Annotated in this window: 9 protein-coding genes; 5 read left to right on the top strand and 4 right to left on the bottom strand. The window is 66.5% G+C overall.

Annotated elements, in window-relative coordinates; all coding sequences use genetic code 11:
* The first annotated feature begins 318 nt into the window (after positions 1-318).
* The 4 genes from DK26_RS29650 (at position 319) to DK26_RS12705 (ending at position 14,684) form a co-directional block, all read left to right on the top strand.
* Positions 319-9,216, top strand: a complete 8,898-nt coding sequence (locus DK26_RS29650; protein WP_066472725.1) for a peroxidase family protein — start codon at positions 319-321, stop codon at positions 9,214-9,216.
* Between the two features lie 70 nt (positions 9,217-9,286).
* Positions 9,287-11,095, top strand: coding sequence for a type I secretion system permease/ATPase (locus tag DK26_RS12715; RefSeq protein WP_066473749.1), 1,809 nt, complete (start codon positions 9,287-9,289; stop codon positions 11,093-11,095).
* Positions 11,092-13,299, top strand: coding sequence for a cadherin-like domain-containing protein (locus tag DK26_RS12710; RefSeq protein ID WP_066472723.1), 2,208 nt, complete (start codon positions 11,092-11,094; stop codon positions 13,297-13,299). The genes DK26_RS12715 and DK26_RS12710 overlap by 4 nt, the downstream gene beginning before the upstream one ends.
* Before the next feature lie 38 nt (positions 13,300-13,337).
* Entirely contained in the window at positions 13,338-14,684 is a 1,347-nt protein-coding gene (locus DK26_RS12705) for an HlyD family type I secretion periplasmic adaptor subunit (protein ID WP_066473745.1), read from the top strand.
* Positions 14,685-15,052: 368 nt separating this feature from the next.
* Here the strand turns inward: DK26_RS12705 and DK26_RS12700 are convergent, their stop codons facing one another.
* The 3 genes from DK26_RS12700 to acnA all read right to left on the bottom strand — a co-directional run bounded on the left by DK26_RS12700 (position 15,053) and on the right by acnA (position 19,715).
* On the bottom strand, positions 15,053-15,955 hold the full coding sequence (locus DK26_RS12700) for a GntR family transcriptional regulator (protein ID WP_066472721.1): 903 nt from the start codon (positions 15,953-15,955) through the stop codon (positions 15,053-15,055).
* A gap of 73 nt (positions 15,956-16,028) precedes the next feature.
* Entirely contained in the window at positions 16,029-16,997 is a 969-nt protein-coding gene (locus DK26_RS12695; RefSeq protein WP_066472717.1) for a tripartite tricarboxylate transporter substrate-binding protein, read from the bottom strand.
* Between the two features lie 45 nt (positions 16,998-17,042).
* The gene (gene acnA, locus DK26_RS12690) at positions 17,043-19,715 is read right to left on the bottom strand and encodes an aconitate hydratase AcnA (RefSeq protein WP_066472714.1); all 2,673 of its coding nucleotides are present in this window, start codon (positions 19,713-19,715) and stop codon (positions 17,043-17,045) included.
* A gap of 286 nt (positions 19,716-20,001) precedes the next feature.
* Here acnA and DK26_RS12685 point away from each other — a divergent pair, with 286 nt between their 5' ends.
* Positions 20,002-21,366: a hypothetical protein gene (locus DK26_RS12685; RefSeq protein WP_066472712.1), complete on the top strand. Its 1,365-nt coding sequence runs from the start codon at positions 20,002-20,004 to the stop codon at positions 21,364-21,366.
* Here the strand turns inward: DK26_RS12685 and DK26_RS12680 are convergent.
* Positions 21,355-22,170 carry a DeoR/GlpR family DNA-binding transcription regulator gene (locus tag DK26_RS12680; RefSeq protein ID WP_066472710.1) on the bottom strand — a complete coding sequence of 272 codons (816 nt, stop codon included), beginning with the start codon at positions 22,168-22,170 and terminating at the stop codon, positions 21,355-21,357. The genes DK26_RS12685 and DK26_RS12680 overlap by 12 nt on opposite strands.
* Positions 22,171-22,243 lie beyond the last annotated feature (73 nt).

Here is a 22,243-nt window from a genome sequence, read left to right as displayed (position 1 = left end):
GCCCTGACCAGACGTCGCCAGCACGCTGCGGGTGATCCTGTGCGTGACCCATGTCCCCAGCACAGCCATCGAAACGCAAAGAACAACGGCCGCAGCGGCAAGAAATTGCGTCGATAGGCTATACCGATCCCGCCAGCTCATAAGATATTAGGTCCGCTATCGAGGGTGCCGAAAGTCCCGAAATCGAATTCGACCAACGTCACGAAGATTGCCTGACTTCCTCACACTGACAACGACCCAGCGCGCTCGGCACAATACGTCGATCTGAAACGGTGGCGAGCGACGTCCTGGTCGCTCAGGAGTCTTGGGGAGAGGAAGATGGCTGTCAAACTCAATCAGCATGACCTGGAATTCATCCTCAAGCAGATCAAGATCGCTGAGGCTCATGTTGCGGGAACGCCGTTGACGCAACTGATCGATCAGCCGCACCTGCCCTATGGACTGCGGACGGTTGATGGCACCTACAACAATCTGATTCCGGGCCGCGAGACCTGGGGCGCCTCAGATCAACCCATGCCGAGGATGTTCGACCCGCGCTGGTCGAACGAGAACGACGAGACCGGCATCGACATCAACGGGCCCGCAGCGCCCGGCGGCCAGGTCACCAACACCGACTACGAGGCGCCTGGCCATGTGGTCGACAGCGATCCCCGCACGATCAGTAATCTCGTCGTCGACCAGACACTGAACAATCCGGCGGCGATCGTCGCCGCGCTGCGCTTCGCCGAATATGATGGGGCGCTGCTCGACGCGCCAACGGTGCCGGGCGCCCTGACCGTGATCAAGGGCCTCTACCAAGCCTATCTGGCCGACGCCGCGGCCGCCACCGCGACGGTCCTCACGGGGCTGCCCTCTGGTGCCACGGCCGCGGAAAAAAAGGCCGCGGTGGCCGCCGCGACGGAGCCACTGAAGACCACGCTGCACAATACGCTGCTCGCCGACTACGGCATTGAGATGGACGGCGACAACGTCGTGGTGCCGAACGTCGCGCCCGATGAAGGCCTGTCGGCGCCGTTCAACGGCTGGATGACCTTCTTCGGCCAGTTCTTCGACCACGGGCTCGACCTCATTCACAAGGGCGACAACGGCACCGTCTGGGTGCCGCTCGCCGCGGATGATCCGCTCAGGACGCATGGGCCGGACGGCATCGCCGGCAGCGGCGACGAAGTGCCGGCGAGCCGGGCCTTCATGGCGATCACCCGCCTCACCCCGGTGAAGGAGCCGGGCGCTGACGGCATTCTCGGCACGCCCGATGACGTCATCACCCAGGAGGCGCGGAACAAGACCACGCCCTTCGTCGACCAGAACCAGACCTATACGTCGCATGCCTCGCATCAGGCATTCCTGCGCGAGTATCAGATGGTCGACGGCAAGCCGCTTGCGACGGGCCATCTGCTCGACGGCGCCAATGGCGGCCTCGCCACCTGGGGGGACGTCAAGACGCAGGCGCTGGAGAAGCTCGGCATCGTGCTGAGCGACCTCGACGTCCTCGGCGTGCCGCTGCTGCGCACCGACCCCTATGGCGAGTTCATCCGCGGGCCGGACGGTTTCCCGCAGGTGATCTACAATATCGGCCCGGACCTGATCCCGAACACGGCCGACGATCTGACGGTCAGCGCCTCGCCGGGCAACCCGGTCGTGCTCGCCAGCATCAATGGCGGTCTCGGCCCCGTTCGCACCTCGCACCAGTTCCTCGACGACATCGCCCACAACGCCAATCCGGTCGGCACCGTCAACGGTTTGCCTGCGATCCTACAGCCGGACATCAACACCGAGACCGACCCACTCGGCAATCCGATCCCGATCGAAGGAGGCGTCGCCGTCTATGACAACGAGCTGCTCGACCGGCACTTCATCACCGGCGACGGGCGCGGCAACGAGAATATCGGCCTGACCGCCGTCCATCACGTCTTCCATTCCGAGCACAACCGGCAGGTCGAGGACGTCAAGAAGCAGGTGCTCGAGATCGCCGCGAGCGGGCGGGCGGAAGACATCGCCTTCCTCAACGAATGGCTTCTGGTCGACGTCACTGCGGTTCCCGCCGACCTCGGCACCCTGTCCTGGGATGGCGAGCGCCTGTTCCAGACTGCGCGCTTTGCGACAGAGATGCAGTATCAGCACCTCGTCTTCGAAGAGTTCGGCCGCAAGGTCCAGCCGAACATCGACGTCTTCGTCTTCAACACGACCACCGACGTCAACCCGGCCATCTTCGCCGAATTCGCCCATACGGTGTACCGCTTCGGCCATTCGATGCTGACCGAGCACCTGAAGCTGCTTCCGTTGAACGGCAGCGGGCAGCCGGTCGATGCCAACGGCAACCCGCTCGCCAATGCCAATGGCTGGGCGGGCGTCGATGTCGGGCTGATCGAGGCCTTCCTCAATCCGATCATGTACGACCAGGACGGCGCGATCTCGGCCGAGCAGGCGGCGGGCGCGATCGTACGCGGCATGACCTATGTCCGCGGCAGCGCCATCGACGAGTTCGTGGTCGAGTCGCTGCGCAACAACCTGCTAGGCCTGCCGCTCGACCTTCCGGCCATCAACATCGCCCGCGGCCGTGATGCCGGCGTGCCTTCGCTGAACGAGGCGCGGGCGCAGCTTTACGCCGCGAGCAACTCGACCTGGCTCAAGCCCTATGACAGCTGGGCAGATTTCGGCGCCAACCTGAAGACGCCGGCCTCGATCATCAATTTCATCGCGGCCTATGGCCGGCACGACACTATCCTCAACGCGGACACGCTGGCCGAGAAGCGCGATGCGGCCATGGCGATCGTCTTCGGCGTCGCCACCGGTACGGCGACCACGGTCCCGGCCGACCGGCTCGACTTCCTCAACGGGGTCGGCGCCTGGAGTGCAGCGTCCAGCGGCCTCAACGACGTCGATCTCTGGATCGGCGGTCTCGCCGAGAAGCTCATGCCCTTCGGCGGCATGCTCGGCTCGACCTTCAACGCCGTGTTCGAACTGCAGATGGAGAACCTCCAGGAGGGCGACCGGTTCTACTACCTGTCCCGCACCCAGGGGCTCAACCTGCTGAACGAGCTCGAGAACAATGCGTTCTCCAAGCTCATCATGGCCAACACCGATCTCACCCAGCCCGGCGCGGACGGCATCCGCGGAACCGCGGACGACATCATCACCCACCATATCGGCGTCGACTCCTTCGCTAGATATGACGGCGTGCTTGAGGTCGACATCGCCAAGCAGATCGCGCTCGATCCTGAGGGCGACGACCCCTTCATGAATGCGATCCGCGCCAAGGTGCAGCGCGACGATCCCAGCACCGCGGGAGCGGATTCGAACTATCTGCGCTTCACCGGCGGCGAGCACATGGTCATGGGCGGCACGTCCGGGGCCGATACGATCATCGGCGGCGATGGTGACGACGGCATCTGGGGCGGCGCCGGCGACGACCGCATCGAGGCCGGTCACGGCGTCGACCTCGTCGTAGCAGGCGCCGGCGACGACATCATCACCGATACCGGCGACACTGGCGACTTCCTCAAGGGCGAGGATGGCGACGACATCATCGCCAACTCCAACGGCCTCGACGTGCTGATGGGCGGCGACGGCAAGGACGTCTTTCTGGTCGGCGTCGATGCCACCGAAGTCTTTGGTGGCGAGGGCGACGACTTCATGCTCGGCGGCCTCGATCACGACTTCCTGCTCGGCAACGAGGGCGACGACTGGATGGAGGGCGGCGACGGCTTCGACGTTCTCAACGGCGACAATTCCGAGCTGTTCTTCAACTCGACCATTCTCGGCCACGACGTGTTGATTGCCGGCGAGAACGAGAACGATTTCGACGCCGAATCCGGTGACGACATCATGGTCCAGGGCGAAAGCGTCATGCGCAACGAGGGCATGTTCGGCTTCGACTGGGCGATCTACAAGGGCAGCCGCATCGCCGCCGATGCCGACATGCGCATCCCGTTCTTCACTACGGTCGCCGCGGACATCCTGCGCGATCGCTTCGACCAGACCGAAGCGATTTCGGGCTGGGACCATAACGACATCATCCGCGGCGACGATCGCGGCAGCGACGAGGAGATCGAACTCGAACTCAGCATGGTCAACCATGAGCTGAGTCAGGCGGGCGTCAACCGCATCGACGGCCTGCGCGAAATGCTGGATCTGGCGGAATACACGCCGGCGAGCCCGGGCGAGGATCTCGAGAAGGTTACCGCCTGGACCGGCGGGAACGTGCTGATCGGCGGCGATGGCGGCGACCTCCTGGAAGGCCGCGGCGGCAACGACTTCATCCATGGCGACGCCTGGCTGAACGTCCGCATCCGCATCACCGGGAACGGCCAGGAGAACACGGCCGCCAACGAGATCGCGACCGTCGACACGCTCAAGCACGTCTTCGCCGCCGGCGAGGTCGACAGCGCCGGCGAGCCAATTCCCGCCGCATGGCACGGCAAGTCGCTGAGCGAGCTGCTGCTGTCGCGCGCGATCAAGCCCAACCAGCTGCATATCGTCCGCGAGATCAAATACGACGAGAACCCGAGCAACGATACCGATACCGCCATCTTTGCGGGTAACCGGGACTGGTATGAAATCACCCATGTCGGCGACAAGACGCTCGTCGCCCGGCGTGAGATGGAAGCGGTCGATCCGCAGATCGACGAAGGTGTCGATACGCTGGTTGGCATCGAGCGCATCCTCTTCGCCGACGGGATCTACACGATCCGCCAGACCGGCAACCACGACCCGACGGGGCGCCTGACCATTTCCGGTCTCCCTGCGACGGAGGGCGAGCCGCTGACGGTCGACGCCTCCGCCATTCGCGATGCCAACAATCCCGACGGCACCGTGCCGGGCGGCGCGATCACCTATCGCTGGCAGATCGAGCGGAACGACGGCACCGGCGACTACATCAACATCCCCAATGCGGCCGGCAATAGCTTCATTCCGGGCGAGGAGCATGTCGGCCTGCGCATCCGCGTGCTCGGCACCTACACCGATGGCGGCGGCGTGCTGGAGGTCGTGACCTCCCAGCCCACCGATCCCGTCGGCAATATCGACGGTGACCCGACCGGCGCGGTCCTGATCAGCGACATGACGCCGACCGAAGGCCAGCCGCTCACGGCAACCGCAGCCTTCAGCGACCCTGATGGCATCACCGATGCCTTCGAGGAGAACCTGCTGGTCTATCAGTGGGAGTATTCCACCGACGGCATCACCTGGACCAGCGTGCCGGCCGCGGATGGCGGCAATGCACGGACCTTCGTGCCAGGGCCCGAACTGGTCGGCATGCGTCTGCGCATGCGCATCGACTATGTCGACGATGGCGGCAATGCCGAGCAGGTCATCTCTGCGGTGACCGAAATCGTCGGCAACCACATCGTCTCCAACGCCGCGGTGATCAATGCGGCCGGCGGCGGCGATGCCCAGGGCGGCACCAATGCCGGGGACGACATCGTGCAGGGCGGTGCCGGCGCCAACCAGATCAGCGGCGGGGCGGGCAATGACATCCTGCTCGGCGCGGCCGGCACTGACACGCTCTCCGGCGATGCCGGCAACGATACCCTCAATGGCGGTGCCGGTGATGACACGGTCAATGGTGGCATCGGCAACGACACCATCATTTACGGCACTGGCGAGGGGGCCGACACCGTGGACGGCGGGGACGGCTCCGACACGCTGAGGATCGTCGAAGGCGCCTTCGGCGCCGACGACACCGTGACGGTCGCCCTCGCAGCAGGGGTCATCGGCTCGGTCAACGGCAGCACCACCGTCGCCAATGTCGAAGCGGCCGAGCTCCATCTCGATGGCGGCAACGACACGCTCACTTACCAGACCAGCCAGAACGTGTCGGTCAACCTGCTCTCCGGCGCGGCGACTGGCTTCTCCTTCCTGCGCGGCGTCGAGAACGTGACGGCGGGCAGCGGCAACGACACCCTGCTCGGCAACGGCGTCGCCAACCGGCTGGACGGCGGCGACGGCAATGACGAACTGCGCGGCGGCTTCGGCAACGACGTGTTGCTCGGCGGCGGCGGAAACGACAACCTCTATGGCGAGGACGGCGACGACCTTCTCGAAGGTGGCGCTGGCAACGACCGTATCGATGGCGGCGCCGGCAATGACACCGCTTCCTACGCGTCCGCTGCCGCGGCCGTGACCGTTTCGCTATCGGGCACGCCGACGCGGGTGAGCTTCGAGGAGCAGGACACGGTGGGCGCCGGCCGCGACCGGCTGATCGGTATCGAGAACCTGATCGGCAGCGCCCACAACGACAGCCTCACCGGCGACGGCAACGCCAACCTTATCGATGGCGGCGCCGGTGCGGACACGATGGATGGCGGCGCGGGGAACGACACCTATGTCGTCGACAAGGCCGGAGACGTCATCAACGACGCCAGTGGTGTCGATACTGTCCGCACCGCACTTTCCGGCTATGCGCTCGATGGCGATGTCGAGAATCTCGTCCTGACCGGCAATGCCGCGATTGGCGGCATCGGCAACGCTCTCGACAACGAGATCACCGGCAATTCCGCCAGCAATACGCTGAACGGCGCCGGAGGCACGGACACGGTCGTCCTGCAGGGGACGATCGGCGATCACAGCTTCGCCCTGGCGGCCGGCGGCATCACCGTGACGAGCGCCGTGGGCGGCACCGATACGCTCGTCAGCGTCGAACGCGCCAAGATCGGCAGCGCGAGCTATCTCATCGTGCCCGGGACCAACACCGCCAATAGTGGCGCCGGGGCGGTGATCGGCGGCAGCGAAGCCGAGTTGCTGCTCGGCTTCAACGGGGCCGACGAGCTCCGCGGCAATGGCGGCAACGACATCCTGGTCGGCGGCGCAGGCGCGGACCAGATGTTCGGCGGCGCCGGCAACGACATCTACTGGGTCCAGCAGGGCACAGATCAGGTGACGGAACTCGCCGGCGAGGGGATCGACACGATCTACTCGAATGTCAGCCGCAACCTGACCGTCGTGGCCCAGGTTGTCGGCGAGGTCGAAAATGTCGTTCTCGTCGGAGCGATCGGCAACGAAGCGCTAAATGCGGTCGGCAATGGGTTGAACAACGAGCTGACCGGCAATGCCGGCAACAACACCCTCACCGGCAACGCCGGCAACGATACACTGGTCGGCAATGCCGGCAACGACACGCTCAATGGCGGCGCCGATGACGACATCCTGAATGGCGGCGCCGGCAATGACACGCTGAACGGCGGCGCGGGCACGGATAGGGCGGATTTCGCCGGTAGGGTCGGCGACTACAGCTTCGGCCTCAATGCGGCGGGCCTCGCGACCGTCACGCATCTCGCCAGCGGCAATGTCGACACGCTCACGGGAATCGAGAGGCTCCGGTTCGGCGACGGACCTGTCCTCGACATCGTGACAGCGGCCGGCAGCATCCCGGCCGGGCCGGCGATCCTGTTCGGAACCAGCGGCGCCGATACGATCGTGGGCGGCCCCGGCGCGGATGTGATCATCGGCGGCGCCGGCGACGACATCCTCAACGGCAGCGATGTCGGCGATGGCGACAATAATGCGTCGCCCGGCAGTCCCGATGACGATACCTTCATCTGGTATGTCGGGGACGGCTCCGACACGATCAATGGCGGCCTCGAGGGCGCCAATGGCGACCTGTTCCAGATCATCGGCAATGCCCAGGCCGAGACCTATCGCATCTACACCTATGACGAGGCGGTGGCGCGCATCGGCTTTGCCGGCAGCGACGAGGCGGAGATCGTCGTCACGCGGCAGGCGGCGGGTGGAGCAGAGACGATCATCGCCGAGCTCACCGAGATCGAGGAGATCATCGTCAACGGTGCCGGTGTCAGCGGTAACGGCACGGCCGGCGGCGACTCTTTCGAGATGTATGGCGACTTCTCGGTCACGACCAGCCTGCGGCCGAACACGATCACGCTGCTCGGTACCGGCGGAAACGACACGATCGACATCACCTCGCTCCGCTCGGCCCACCGCATCGTGTTCAAGACCGGCGGCGGCAACGACACGATCATCGGCACCTTGCGGCCGCAGGATGTGATCGAGCTGCCGGACGGCACGACGATCGCCGACTATGCGGTCACGATCGACGAGGAGACCGGGCTGACCAGGCTGACTGGCGATGGCCATTCCCTCACCTTCGTCGCTCCTCATGGCATGCCCGACTTCGGCGTGAACTACCCTGGAGATGACCAGGATGACGACGATGATGACGATCCGCCAGGGCCGAACCCCGGCGGTGGTGACGACGATGACGACGACGATCACGGCTGCGGCTGCGACGGCGGGGATGATGACGATGACGACGATGGTCCGGGCACGCCTGCGCCGAATCCGAATCCCACGACCGGCGGCGGATCGCGCACCGGCACCGCGGCCGCCGATGTCCTGACCGGGACGGCCGCTGCCGACAATCTCGTCGGCCTCGGCGGCGACGACACTCTGACCGGCCTTGGTGGCGCCGATGCGATCTCGGCCGGCGACGGTGCCGATTTCATCGATGCGGGCGAGGGCCGCGACATGGTCTTCGCCGGAGCGGGCGACGATCAGCTCTTCGGCGGCGGCGGCGCCGACATGCTCTATGGCGAAGCCGGCAACGACCGGATCTTCGGCGGCGCCGACAACGACCTGATCGATGCCGGAACCGGCAACGACACCGTCGTGGCCGGGGCTGGGGCCGACCTCATCATCGGTGCGGCCGGGGATGGCGACGACACCTATTTCGGTGACGAGATCGATGGCGGCGTCGGTACGGACACGCTCGATTTCTCGGCGATCACGGCCAATCTCGCCGTCGATCTCGGCAATGGCTTGCTCGGGCGCGGCAGCGCGGCGAGCAGCCAGAGCGGCAGCGACACGCTGTGGAGCATCGAGAACGTCAGCACCGGCTCGGGCAACGACACGATCACGGCCAGCAACGCCGTGAACGTGATCGAGGGCGGCTCCGGCAACGACACCTTCCGCTTCCTCAGCACGGCGGGCGCGGATGGCGACACCATCCTCGACTTCCAGCCCGGCGACCGGCTCGATCTGAGTGCGATCGACGCCAATGCCGGTCAGGCCGGCAACCAGAGCTTCACCCTGGTGAATGGCGGAGGCTTCACCGCATCGGCCCAGCTCTCGGTCACCTACGAGACGAGGGCGGACGGCGAGTACACGATCGTCAAGGGCAACGTCGATGCGGCGACGGATGCCGAGTTCCAGATCAACCTGAAGGGCAGTCACAACCTGACCGCCAACAGCTTCATCGTCTGATCGAACCGGCGGCGGGCGGGCCGGTGGCCCGCCCGATCCTTCACCATTCGCAGTTCACCGGGGGCCCATGATGGCACCGTCCAAGACGCTCTCCAGCGCCCGCAAGCGCGACGCCGCCCGGCTCACTCGCGGCCTGCGCGGCATCGTGTTCTTCCTGTTCGCGGTCTCGGGCCTGATCAATCTGCTGGCGCTGACCGGCTCCTTCTACATGATGCAGGTCTATGACCGGGCGCTGACCAGCGGCAGCATCCAGACCCTTGTCGCGCTCTCGACGCTCGCCATCGGTCTCTATCTCTTCCAGGGCTGCTTCGACGTCATCCGCTCGCAGGTGCTGGTGCGGGTCGGCGCGCGCTTCGACCAGGAGATCGCCCCGGTCGCGCACCGCGTCACCGTCGACATGCCGCGCCTGGGCTTCTCGACATCCGAGGCGATGGAGCGCGGCCGCGACGTCGACACGGTTCGCAGCTTCTTGAGCGGGCAAGGGCCGGGCGCGCTGTTCGACCTACCCTGGATCCCGCTCTATCTCGCCTTCATCTACTTCCTGCATCCCTGGCTCGGCGGGCTGACCCTGGCCGGCGCGGTCCTCCTGACCCTGCTGACCCTGCTCAGCGAAGTGATGGTCCGCCGCATCAACAACGACACGAGGCAAGCGGCCATCGCGCGCGGCGCCATCGCCGACAGCAACGCCCGGAACGCCGAGGTGCTGAAGGCGATGGGTTTCGCGCCACGCGCCGTCGAGCGGTTCGACGAGGTCAATCGCGAGCATCTCCTGCTGCAGACCCGGTCCAGCGATCTCGGCGGCACTTTCGGCGCGGTCTCGCGCGTGCTGCGTATGGTGCTGCAATCGGCGATCCTGGGGCTCGGCGCCTACCTCACCATCAAGGGCGAGCTCTCTGCGGGCGCGATCATCGCCGCCTCGGTCGCGTCCGCGCGCGCGCTGGCGCCGGTCGACCAGGCTATCGCCAACTGGAAGCCCTTCGTCGCCGCGCGCATGGCCTTCCAGCGCCTGCGCGAAACCATGACGGCGCTGAGCAAGGCGGTCGAGCCGATGGAACTGCCGGCTCCGCACCAGTCGCTGAAGGTCGACAAGATCACGGTCGCGGCGCCCGGCAGCGGCCAGGTCCTGCTGAGCGAGGCGAGTTTCGACGTCCAGGCCGGCAGGGCCGTCGGCATCATCGGTCCGAGCGGCGGCGGCAAGACCACGCTGGTGCGGGCGCTCACCGGCATCTGGCCGGTCCTGCGTGGCGCGGTCCGCATCGACGAAGCCGAGCTGGAGCAATGGCCGGAAGAGTCGATCGGCCGCCATCTCGGCTATCTGCCGCAGGAGGTCGCGCTGCTCGACGCCACCGTCGAGGAGAACATCTCGCGGCTGGCCGAGCGGGCCGATCCGGCCAAGGTCGTCGAGGCGGCGATGGCAGCCGGCATCCACGAGCTGATCCTGCGTCTGCCGCAGGGCTACACGACCCAGCTCGGCCCGCAGGGGACCGCGCTTTCGGCCGGGCAACGCCAACGCATCGGGCTTGCCCGCGCGCTCTACGGCAACCCCTTCCTGCTCGTCATGGATGAGCCGAACTCCAATCTCGACAGCGAGGGTGAGACGGCGCTGACGGCGGCGATCGAGCAGGTGAAGGCGCGCGGCGGCATCGTCTTGATCGTCGCGCACCGCCCGAGCGCGCTCCAGGCGGTGGACGATATCGGCCTGATCCAGGCGGGCAAGCTCGTCGCCTTCGGTCCGCGCGACAAGATCCTCCCGCCGGCCCAGCCGCGGGCCGCAGCGAGCGCTCCAAACCCTGCTGCCGCCGAACGCATTGCGGCCATGCCGCGCGCCGTCGGTTTCGGCGAGCAGCCGACCATCCTGCAAGGGAGGGTGCCGGCATGATCTCGATCAAGGCGAAAAGGCCGGAGGAACCGCAGGCTCCCGACGCCGCGCAGCTCTACCGCAAATTGCAAACCGATGCGCTGCCGGCCTCCCGCTGGCCCCGCATTCTCGCGCTCGCCCTCACCGCGGTGGCGCTCTATCTCAAAAGTCTCGCCCCCGGGCAGGCCAGTACCGATGCGGCGCCCTCGACGCAGGCGAACGCGGAGGCCGGAGAAGCCGCCGGCAAGCCGGCCCTGGCCGAGAGCGGCGAAGCGCCGCCGACGTCGGGCGAAGAGGTCGACGAGACCGGTTCGGTGGAGGCTCCCGCCGACAAGGCAATCGGCTCGGGCGGACCCGCGCTCGGCATTCCCGGCCTGCCGGACTTTCTCAACATCGAGTCGCGGCTGATCGACTACGATCAACTGCCGCTGCCACGCTATCCCTCGCCGATCATCGATGCCGGCCCCGGCTTCTCCCCGAACAACGACAATGGCGGGCGCGGCCCTTCTTCCAGCGCCATCGCCGACGACGGTTCGGCCTCTGCCAGGGACGGAATGAAGCTTGTGCCGGGTTCCGCTGGAACGGTATCCGAGCCGGCTCCCGAAGGCCGTCGTTCGGTCACGCCTCCAGGCTCGTCCTCAGCCGAGCCAGTAGTGCCGGGGCCGGCGCCGAATCCAGGTGATGGCGACGACGATGGCACCCCGCCTTCGGAAGAGCCGCGCAATCGTGCTCCGCGCCTGTCGGGCCCCATCCAGTTGGCGGATATCGGCGGTTGCCAGACCCTCCTGATCGCCAGTCTCGCCTTGCTCGCGGGGGCGACTGACGCCGATGCCGACCCGCTCTCCATCGCAGGACTGCGCGTTTCCCATGGCCAGCTCACCGCCAGCGAAGGCGGCTGGGTCTTCAAGCCGCCGGCCGATTGGTTCGGCACGGTGACGCTGAGCTACTGGGTCAGCGACGGCGAGGCCTTAGTGCAGCAGACGGCGACGTTGCGCGTGCTCGAATTCCTCGAGGTTACCGGCACGGCCGGCGACGACCTGCTGCTCGGCAGCGACTGCGCGGACCGGATCGAGGGGCTCGGCGGCGACGACCTGATCGACGCACGCGGCGGCAGCGACATCGTGGTCGGCGGCGCCGGCAACGACCACATCTTCGGCGGCGCCGGTCACGACCGGATCGATGCCGGGGCCGGTGACGACATCGTCTTCGGCGGCGCGGGCAACGACGTCATCCATGGCGGTGCCGGCAATGACAGCCTCCATGGCGGCGGCGGCAACGACACCATCTTCGGTGGCGCCGGCCGCGACGTGATCACCGGCGGAGACGGAGACGACATCATCGACGCTGGCGAAGGCGATGACGTCGTCGATGGTGGCTCTGGCGACAACGTCATCGATGCCGGCGCAGGCGACGACACCATCACGGCCAGCGGTGGCGACAACGCCGTGCTCGCCGGCGACGGCTGCGATCAGGTGGACCTCGGCGAAGGTGACCACGTCGTCCGGGCTGGGCCGGGCAATGACCGGATCGCCACCAGCGATGGCAATGACCGCATCTTCGGCGAGGAGGGCGAAGACCTCCTGCAGGGCAAAGGCGGCAAGGATGTGCTCGACGGTGGCCCGGGCGAGGATCGGGTCGAGGGCGGGCCGGATGACGACGTCGTCGTGGCGACGAGCGACGCGGCCGCCGACCACTATGACGGCGAAGAGGGGCGGGACACGCTCGACCTCTCCCACACCGAAAAGGGCGTCACCGTCGATCTGAAGCGCGGCACCGCGGTCGGCATCGAGATCGGCTCCGATACGGTGATCGACTTCGAGACGATCCTCGGCGGCGATGGCGACGACTGCCTGATCGTCGGCGCGAAATCCGCCTCGCTGAAGGGCGGAAAGGGCGACGACCGCTTCGTCTTCGCCGTGGACGACGAAGCGGAGACGGAAGAGCTGGTGCACAAGATCCTCGATCTCGAGGCCGGCGACCGCATCGTCGTCAAGCAGTACGAGCTCGGCCTGCGCCGCGACGATGACGATGACGATTGCCGTGACGGCGGAACCGATCGCTTCGGCCAGGCCTATGGCGACGACAGCGACAACCGCCCCTTCCGTTTCCGCATCGAGAAGGTCGGGGAGGACGAGCGCACCTATGTCGACGTCTATGTCGACCGGGAAGACGCCAAGGACTTCTCGATCGAAATCTACGGCAACCACACGCTCTACTACGTCTGAGGCGCAACAGGCCGGGTTACCGGCAAGGGATGATGCCGATGAACGCCCTCAACCACGATTTTCCCCCAACCCCCGGAAGGGCCGGCAGGCAAGCCCCGGAAAGCCGCACGAGCTTCGCACTGCGAGGCCATGTCCTCGTCGGTTCAGCACTTGCGCTCCTGCTCGTGCTCGGTTGCGGCGGCTGGGCCGCGTCGGCAGGACTCAATGGCGCCGTCGTCACCCAGGGGTCGGTCAAGATCGACCAGAACCTCAAGGAGGTGCAGCACCGCGACGGCGGCATCGTCCAGGCGATCTCGGTGCGCCAAGGCGACCATGTCGAGGAAGGCCAGATCCTGATCCGCCTCGACGATGTCCAGACCCGCGCCGAGCTCTCGATCATCCGTTCGCAGTTCGCCGAGAATCTCGGCCGCCAGGCACGGCTCCTCGCCGAACGCGACAACCTGTCGAGTGTGACCTACGCCCCCGAGATCGCGAAGCTTTCGGATGACGGGAGCCGCATCATCGAGGGTGAGACCCGGCTTTTCGCCGGCAACAAGGCCAATCGCGACAGCCGCAAGGAGCAGCTCGAGATCTCGATCGTGCAATCCGGCGAGGAAATCCGTGGCCTGGAAGCGCGCCAGACCGCCAAGGCAGAGGAACTCCGCCTCGTCGATCTCGAGCGTAACAAGTATCTGGGCCTCTATCAGAAGGGCTTCATCGACGGGGTGAAGGTCTTCAACATCAACCGCGAATGGGCCAGGCTCCTGGGCGAGCGCGGCGAAATCGAGGCGACGCTCGCCCGAGCCAAGCTGCGCATCGGCGATGCCCGCCTGCAGATCATCGCGATCGACGATACCGCGCGAACCGAGGCGCAGCGCGAATTGCGGCTGGTGGAAGCCAAGCTCTCGGAGCTGTCGGAGCGACGCGTCGCCAACGAGGACAGGCTCGCGCGCATGGAAATCCGCGCGCCGGTCGCCGGCACCGTCAATGAACTGACGGTCTACACCGTCGGCGGGGTGATCACGCCGGCGGCGCGCCTGGCGACCATTGTCCCGACGGAAGCGAAGCTGACCGTCGAGGTTCGGGTCGCACCCGCCGATATCGATCAGGTGCATGTCGGGCAAAGCGCGCGCATGCGCTTCTCGGCCTTCAACCGCAACACCACCCCTGAGGTCTCCGGCAAGCTCGTCCATATTTCGCCGGCCACCAGCAAGGACCCCGCCACCGGCCAGAGCTTCTATGTCGGAGAGATCCAGATCGAGGATGCCGCCATCGCACTCGGCGACAGGCGCCTGCTCCCCGGCATGCCGGTCGAGGTCTTCATCTCGACCGAGGAGCGCACCGCTCTGTCCTACCTGTTCAAACCTCTCACCGACCACGCGGCGCGCATGTTCCGCGAGCGCTAGAGCATTTTCGAGCGAAGTGGCGCCGGTTCGCGTGCAGAAAATGCGATGAAACAAAGAGATAGAGCATTCCCGCGATTCAGAGACTCGCGGAAATGCTCCGGCTGCCCTGCCTCGTCCCGGCTCGCTTGGCAGAGCGCATTCGCCTCGGTCGCTGGGATGCTAGCGATGGGCGCCGACAGCGTCGCTTGTTCAGCGGCGCGCTGTGGGTTCGAGAGCCTTGAAAGGATCTCTTGGTTCAGGCCCGCGCACGGCCTGTGTCCCGCACAGACTGTCGATCAAGGGCTCGGGTGCTCAAGGACGGTCTGTTCTCAGGCTGTGTCTTTATGTCTGGTCCTGGCGCTCGGGGCTGGCTCGACACCAAGCCTGGATCAGCGGCTCAGCAGCGCTCGGATACCGCTCAGATTGTCGATGGTGTGGGTCAGGTGCAGACGCAGGCGCTCGGCGGCCTCCGATTGTCGTCCTGCCGCCAGGCTGTCGAGGATCGCGAGATGCTCCTCGCATTGCTGACGGTAGCGCTTGCGGTCGAGCATGGAGCGATAGGACAGCAAGCGTCTCACGCGATTGATCCGGCGGATCGTGTCGAGAAAGAACGGGTTGCCCGAGCCCGCTACGATGGTCTCGTGAAAGCGCACACCGCGTTCGTGCAAGGCATCGGCCGTGTCCGTCTCGATCGCGCCTGCGAGGAGCCGCTCCTCGGCAGCGCGGCACGCCGCAATGCTCTCCGGCGTCAGATGATATCCCGGCTCCAGCAGCGCTGCGGGTTCAAGCGCGAGGCGCAGCCGGTAGGTCTGCTCAAGGCTGTCCGGTGTGTTCAATACCGGCGCGAAGGTCCAGCCATAGCCGGCGCGGCGCTCCGCCCAGCCCTCCTGGCTGATGCGCGTCAGGACTGCGCCGAGCTCGGCGCGCGTGAGGCCGTAGCTCTCACGCAGATCGGCTTCGCTGACCTGCTCCGGAAGCTTGCCACGGAGATGGTCGTCCGCGATCCGGAAGTAGGCCCGGGTCACGTCGTCCTGCTCGGAAAGCCCGAGTGCATCACTGGAAGGCGGCGACGCCTGCTGGACGAAATAGCCGCGATTGCGTTCGTGACGCAGCACGCCCTTGTCGGCGAGGATCTGGAGCGCTTGGCCTATCGGAAACCGCGACACGCCGAAACGCGTCGCGATGTCCTGAGAGCGGAGATGGGTGCCGACGGCGAGGACGCCATCCCTGATCTCGACGAGGATGCGCGCCGCCAGTGGTGTTGCAAGCTCTCGTCTTCCGCTGCCGGCCATCGCCAATACCCCGGGCGGAAGTCCCGCCCCGAGACGAGGTCTATGGCCGGCTGCGGCGCGCCGCAAGCAGAGCCTATTTGACGAGGCCGATGGTCTTGAGAATGTCGCCGACGCGGACCTGTTCTTCTTTCAGGAAGGCGGCGAAAGGTTCGCCGGCGAGATAATAGTCGTCCCAGCCGCGCGCCTTGAGCAGCGCCTTCCACTCGCTGCTCGCGACCATGCCGTCGAAGAGCCTGGTCAGTTGCGCCTTCTGATCGGCGTTGATGCCGGCAGGAGCCATGACCGCACGCCAGTTCACGACCTCGACGTCGTAACCAAGTTCCTTGAGCGTGGGGACATCGACGCCCTCGAGGCGCTTGCCGGACGAAATCGCCAGCGCGCGCAGCTTGCCCGCCTTGATCTGGCCTTCGAACTCGCCATAGCCGGAAACACCCGCGGTCACGCGGCCGCCGAGCATCGCCGCCAGAGCTTCGCCGCCCCCGGAGAAGGCGACGTAATTGACCTTGCCGGCATCGGCTCCTGCCACCTTGGTGACGAGGGCGGCCAGGATGTGGTCGGCGCCTCCGGCCGATCCGCCCGCCCAGGTGACGCGCGCCACATCGGCTTTGATTGCCGCGACGAAGTCCTTCACCGACTTATGGGGCGACTCGGCGGGGACGACGATGACCAGCGGATCGCCGGTGAGGCGTGCCAGCGGCGTCACCTGGTCCAGGCTGACAGGCGACTTGTTGGTCAGGATGGCGCCGACCATAGTGATACCGTTGACCATCAGTTGGCTCGGATCGCCCTTGGCGTTGTTGATGAACTGCGCCAAGCCGATCGTGCCGCCGGCACCGGTGACGTTGTTGACCTGGACGCTGCGGACCGCCTTGGTTTCGGTCAGGACCTGTTGGATCGAACGGGCGGCGCCATCCCAGCCTCCGCCTGGACCGGCCGGTGCCATGATCTTCAGCTCCTGGATCGGCGACTGGGCCAGCACGAGGCCGGGCGAGATCGACAGGGCGGCGATGCCAGCTGCCAGGAAAAGTCTGCGCGTCGTCATGATGATCCTCCCAAGGGTGACAGGTGGTCGCGCTTCTCGCGCTGTTCAGGCTTCCCGCAGGGGCGCGGGTCGTGCTTCACCGGTTGCGGTGAAAGGCGGAACAGGCGCGGCAAGCGCGCGCCCGAGGATCAGGGAAATGATGCCGCCGGCGCGCAGCGTCTCGCATTCGAGCGCGGTCTCGACGGCAGCCTGCAGCGACAGGGGTTCAACCGCGCCGCCGAAACGATGGATGCGGGCCGTGACGATGCTGCGCGGAGCGATCCATTCGGGCCCGGCCTCGATCTCGATGGTGTCACCGGGCGCAAGCTCCAGGGAACCAGGCCCGGCGCCGGCCGGGAACTGAAGCGGCAGAATGCCCATGCCGATCAGGTTGGAGCGATGAATGCGCTCGAAGCTCCGGGCGATGACGGCATTGACGCCGAGGAGACCTAGCCCCTTGGCGGCCCAGTCGCGCGACGAACCCGTGCCATAGCGTTCGCCGGCGACGACGACCATCGCATCGCCCGAAGCGCGGTACAGCGCGGCGGCGCGCCACAGCGACATGATCTGGCCGGTCGGTACATGAAGGGTCGAGCCCGCCGGCAGATCGGGTGCAAGGCGGTTCACGACGCTGCGGTTAGTGAACAGGCCGCGCAGCATGACCTCCCAGTTGCCGCGGCGCGCGGCGTAGACGTTGAGATCCTTCGGATCCTCGCCGCGCTCGATCAGCCATTGTCCGGCCTCGCTTGCCGCAGGGGTCTGTCCGGCCGGCGAGATATGGTCCGTCGTGATGTCGTCACCGAGAACCAGCAGGGGATGGGCGCGATAGTGACCGAGCCGATGAGGTTCGAGCGCCCCAGCAAAGGGCGGTGGCCGCAGTGCGGTCGAGGCCGGATCCCATGGGAACAGGGCCGAAGACGGCGCGTCGAGCTCGGCCCAGTGACGGCTCTTCGTCGCCGTGGCGAATGCTCGGCTGAAATCCCCGGGGTCGAGGGCGAGCCCCAGCGCCGTGTCGATCTCGGCGCCGCTCGGCCACAGCTCGGCCAAGGTCACCGGCTTGCCATCCGGGGTCGAGGCCAGTGGCTGCCGGAGAATGTCGCGATCGGCATCGCCGGCGAGCGCATAGGCCACCACCAGCGCCGGTGAAGCCAGGAAGCCGGCCTCGATCTGGCCATGGACCCGACCGGGAAAGTTGCGGTTGCCCGACAGGATCGCGACCGGAAGGACCTCTCCGGCGCGGATGGCCGTGTCCATCGCCGGCAGCAGCGGTCCCGAATTGCCGATGCAAGTGGTGCAGCCATAGCCGACGATGCCGAAGCCGAGGGCCTCCAGATCATCGAGCAGTCCCGCCCGCCTGAGATAGCGTTCCGCCGCAGGCGATCCCGGTGCCAGTGAAGTCTTGACCCAGGCCGGTGGCTTCAGCCCAAGCCGATGGGCCTTGCGGGCGACCAGGCCGGCCGCCACCACGAGGCGCGGGTCGGAGGTGTTGGTGCAGCTCGTGATTGCGGCGAGGGCGACGGGAAAGCGCGGCAACGAGACGGATACGGTCTTGGGCTGGGTCATCGCGACGAGGGCCGGCCGCACCGCTTCGGGCGAAAGCAGATCCTGCGGACGGCGCGGGCCGGCGAGGCTGATGGCGATCGCAGCGAGATCGATCTCGACGACATCGGTATAGCGGGGCTCTGCCTGCGGATCGAACCAGAGCTGCTGCTCCTTCGCGTAAGCTTCGACCAGGGCGATCTGCTCCGGCGACCGACCGGTTCGCGCGAGATAGGCCAGCGTCGCATCGTCGATCGGGAAATAGCCGGTCGAGGCGCCGAATTCCGGGGTCATATTGGCGACCACCGCGCGCTCGCCTGCCGAGAGGCTGGAGACGCCCTGCCCAAAGAACTCGACGAACGCGCCGGTGACATTCCGGGACCGGAGGCGCTGCGTCACGGCAAGCGCGAGATCGGTCGCGCTGACGCCCTCGCGTAGCTGGTTCGTCAGGCGAACGCCGATCACGTCGGGAATGCGCATCATCACCGGCATGCCGAACATGACGCTCTCGGCCTCGAGCCCGCCGACGCCCCAGCCAAGCACGCCGATGCCGTTGATCATCGGCGTGTGGCTGTCGGTGCCGATCAGCGTGTCGGGCAGGGCCCAGAGCCGGCCGTCGATCCGGCGCGTGGTCACGACGGTCGCGAGCTGCTCCAGGTTGATGGTGTGCATGATGCCGGTGCCCGGCGGATGGACGCGGACGCCGTCGAGGGCCCGCGTAGCCCATTTCAGGAAGCGATAGCGTTCGCCATTCCGGCGGTATTCGCGCGCGATGTTGACCCGCATGGCGTCGGGCGAGGCCGAGAGGTCGACCCCCAGGGAGTGATCGACCGAGACGTCGACCGCCAGGACCGGGCTCAGGCGCTCTGGATCTCCGCCTGCCCGGGCAATGGCATCGCGCATGGCGGCGACGTCGACGAGGGCCGGCGTGCAGGTCGTGTCGTGCATCAGCACGCGACCGGGCTGGAACGCGATCTCCGCGCCCGAGGTGCCGTGGACAAGCCAGTCGCGCAGGTCACGCAGGGCCTGATCGCGCTCCTCCTGCCCCTTGGATTCCCGCAGCACGTTCTCGGTGACGAGACGCAAGACGTGCGGCAACCGCAGGAGCGCGTCGCCGAGCTGAGCGGCGAGGTCGGCAACGACACAAGTCTCCGTCGAGGAGGTACCAACCTTGAATAGCGGTCGTGTTCGGCTGCTCATCCTCGATAAATGCATAATGTAATCAGAAAATGCAATATACCGTATCGCCTTCGCCTTGACCGGAAGCGGTCGGCCTAACTGGTCGTTGTGGTGGCTCGGCAAACGTCCGGAATCGGGAGGTCGCCCAATGCCCGCTTCCCACTTTGCGGACCCTCGGAAGGTCCGCTCTCGGGCAAGCTGATCAATCGACCCTAAGGCGAAACTCGCTGGCGAGTTTCAATCGTTGGAATAGCCTTCGCAGCATGCGTGGTGCGATGTTCGTCTCGATATCGCGGGGAGAACGACGATGACTTTCGGTGTGACCGCCGTGTTGGATATAGGCAAGACCAACAGCAAAATCCTCGCTGTCGATCACGACCTGAACGTCGTCGCCACGCATGGCATGGCGTCCATCAGTGATGGCGGCCGCCTCGATACGACGCGCAGCTGGGAGTTCATTCTGGCGAGCCTGAAGCTGATCGCGGTGCGCTTCAACCTTTCGGCCATCGTGCCGGCCACACATGGAGCTGCCTTCGCCATCATGGGCGAAAGTGGACTTGCCCATGGGATCGTCGATTACGAACAGCGTGTTCCTGACACCGTTTCAGCCGAGTACGACGTTCTGCGGCCGGATTTCACGGAGAGCTTTTCGCCAAACCTGCCTTTGGGCCTCAATGCCGGACGGCAACTATTCGCGCTCGATCGTTCCACGCCGGGCCTCTTCGACGAGGCTCGGGCGCTGATCGCCTATCCGCAGTACTGGGCCTGGAAGCTCAGCGGCGAGCTGGTCTCGGAAGTCTCGTCGCTCGGCTGCCACACCGACCTCTGGGCGCCCTTGAAGGCCGGCCCTTCCTCGCTGTCCGGCGCAATGGGCTGGGACCGCCTGTTCCCGCCGATTGCACCCGCCTGGGCGACGCTCGGCGAGGCCGCGCCTGCGCTCGGCCTGCCCACCAGGTGCCGGGTTCTGGCCGGCGCGCATGACAGCAACGCCGCCTTCCTGCGCTATCTCGCCGGCTCGCGGGAGCCCTTCGCACTCGTCAGCACCGGCACCTGGTTCGTCTGCTTCAACACGCAAGGGGACGTCCCCGGCCTTTCGGCCGAGCGCGACACGCTGGCGAATATCGATGTGCTCGGGCGGCCCGTGGCCTCGGCTCGTTTCATGGGTGGGCGGGAATACGCCGCACTGGCGGAGCTCGGCGGGCAAGCGAGCCTCGAGGATCTGCGCGCGGTCGTGGCGGCGCAGGTATGCGCACTGCCTTCCTTTGCCGCTGGCGGTCCGTTCGGCGGAAGAAGCGGGGCCGTTCGCGGGACACCGTCCGGGCCGGCGCAGAACGCGGCGCTGGCCGCGCTCTACTGTGCCCTGATGACCTGCGAAAGCCTCGCCCTCACCGGCCCCGTCTCCAAGCTCTATGTCGACGGGCCCTTCGCCACCAATCCGCTCTATCTCGGAGCGCTCGCCACGCTTCTGCCCGATGTGCGCATCCTCGCCTCGCAGGACCAGCACGGCACCGCCGTCGGTGCGGCGCTGCTCGCACATTGGCCGTCGGAGGCCGCGCAGCTACCGGACTATACGCTCGCCGCGCAGGAGATTGCCGCGCTCGACCTGGATCTGGAAGGCTATCGCAGGACATGGCGGGCGATGATCGCCGAAGGACCGGCGTCAGGACGCTGAGAGCAGACCCGGGGGCTTGGCGGCGTCCGTTACCTCCATAACCCGCACATCGGGGCACAGGCTGCGCAGCAGCTCGATCTCGGCTCCGCCGGCGCCGCTGTCGGTGATGACGATGTCGATCTCCTCGAGCGGGGCCACGACCATCGACGACCGAACCTTGAGCTTCGCACTGTCCGCGAGCAGCACGATGCGCTCGGCCCGGCGCGCCAGCTTCTGCGCCGCGCGGGCGATGAGCGGATCCCTCTCGGTCGCGCCAGCGCGGCCGAGCCCGTAGCAACTCGTGAACAGCACCTCGCCGGCGAAGCTCTCGGTGCCGTCATGCTCGAAGGAGCTGAGGATGATGTTGTGCTCCGGATAGACGGTCCCGCTCGGAATTGTCACGCGGCAGCCCGGGCGCACCGAGAGCAGCTCTCCGGCGATCGAGAATGAATTGGTCAGGACGTCGAGGTTTCGTCCGCGCAGCAGGCGCGCGAGCTCGAAGGTCGTCGAGCCGGCATTGAGGATGACGCTCATGCCGTCCTCGACCAACCGGGCCGCCTCGCGCGCGATCGCCTGCTTCTGCGCGACATTGACGTCACGGCTCATGGCGAAGGGCACGCCGGCGAGCTGGTGCTGATGGCGCGGCCGCAGCGCCTCCGCCCCGCCGCGAACCCGCCGCAACTCGCCATTGCGGTCGAGCGCCGCAATATCGCGCCGGATCGTCGCTTCCGATGCATCCAGCATGTCGACGAGATCGGAGAGCGCGATGATCGAGCGCTCATTGGTCAGCTTGACGATCAACCTGTGCCGTTCGCGTTCGAGCATCTTGTTTCCGTTTCCCTGCCCTTGGTCCGGAGCCGGCCGCAGCCGGAGGCATCCTTCATTTTTTCAGGCGCAT

This window comes from Allobosea sp. WAO, assembly GCF_001509835.1.
GTDB lineage: Bacteria > Pseudomonadota > Alphaproteobacteria > Rhizobiales > Beijerinckiaceae > Allobosea.
Note: the sequence above shows the minus strand (reverse complement) of the source record. Positions and strands in the feature narration are given on the sequence as shown.

Bases quoted from the DNA above. Each gene is read 5' to 3' on its own strand.
- DK26_RS12685 (WP_066472712.1), top strand. From the start codon at position 20,002: ATGACTTTCGGTGTGACCGCCGTGTTGGATATAGGCAAGACCAACAGC.
- DK26_RS12710 (WP_066472723.1), top strand. From the start codon at position 11,092: ATGATCTCGATCAAGGCGAAAAGGCCGGAGGAACCGCAGGCTCCCGAC.
- DK26_RS12715 (WP_066473749.1), top strand. From the start codon at position 9,287: ATGGCACCGTCCAAGACGCTCTCCAGCGCCCGCAAGCGCGACGCCGCC.
- DK26_RS12695 (WP_066472717.1), bottom strand. From the start codon at position 16,997: ATGACGACGCGCAGACTTTTCCTGGCAGCTGGCATCGCCGCCCTGTCG.
- DK26_RS12680 (WP_066472710.1), bottom strand. From the start codon at position 22,170: ATGCTCGAACGCGAACGGCACAGGTTGATCGTCAAGCTGACCAATGAG.
- DK26_RS29650 (WP_066472725.1), top strand. From the start codon at position 319: ATGGCTGTCAAACTCAATCAGCATGACCTGGAATTCATCCTCAAGCAG.
- acnA (WP_066472714.1), bottom strand. From the start codon at position 19,715: ATGAGCAGCCGAACACGACCGCTATTCAAGGTTGGTACCTCCTCGACG.
- DK26_RS12705 (WP_066473745.1), top strand. From the start codon at position 13,338: ATGAACGCCCTCAACCACGATTTTCCCCCAACCCCCGGAAGGGCCGGC.
- DK26_RS12700 (WP_066472721.1), bottom strand. From the start codon at position 15,955: ATGGCCGGCAGCGGAAGACGAGAGCTTGCAACACCACTGGCGGCGCGC.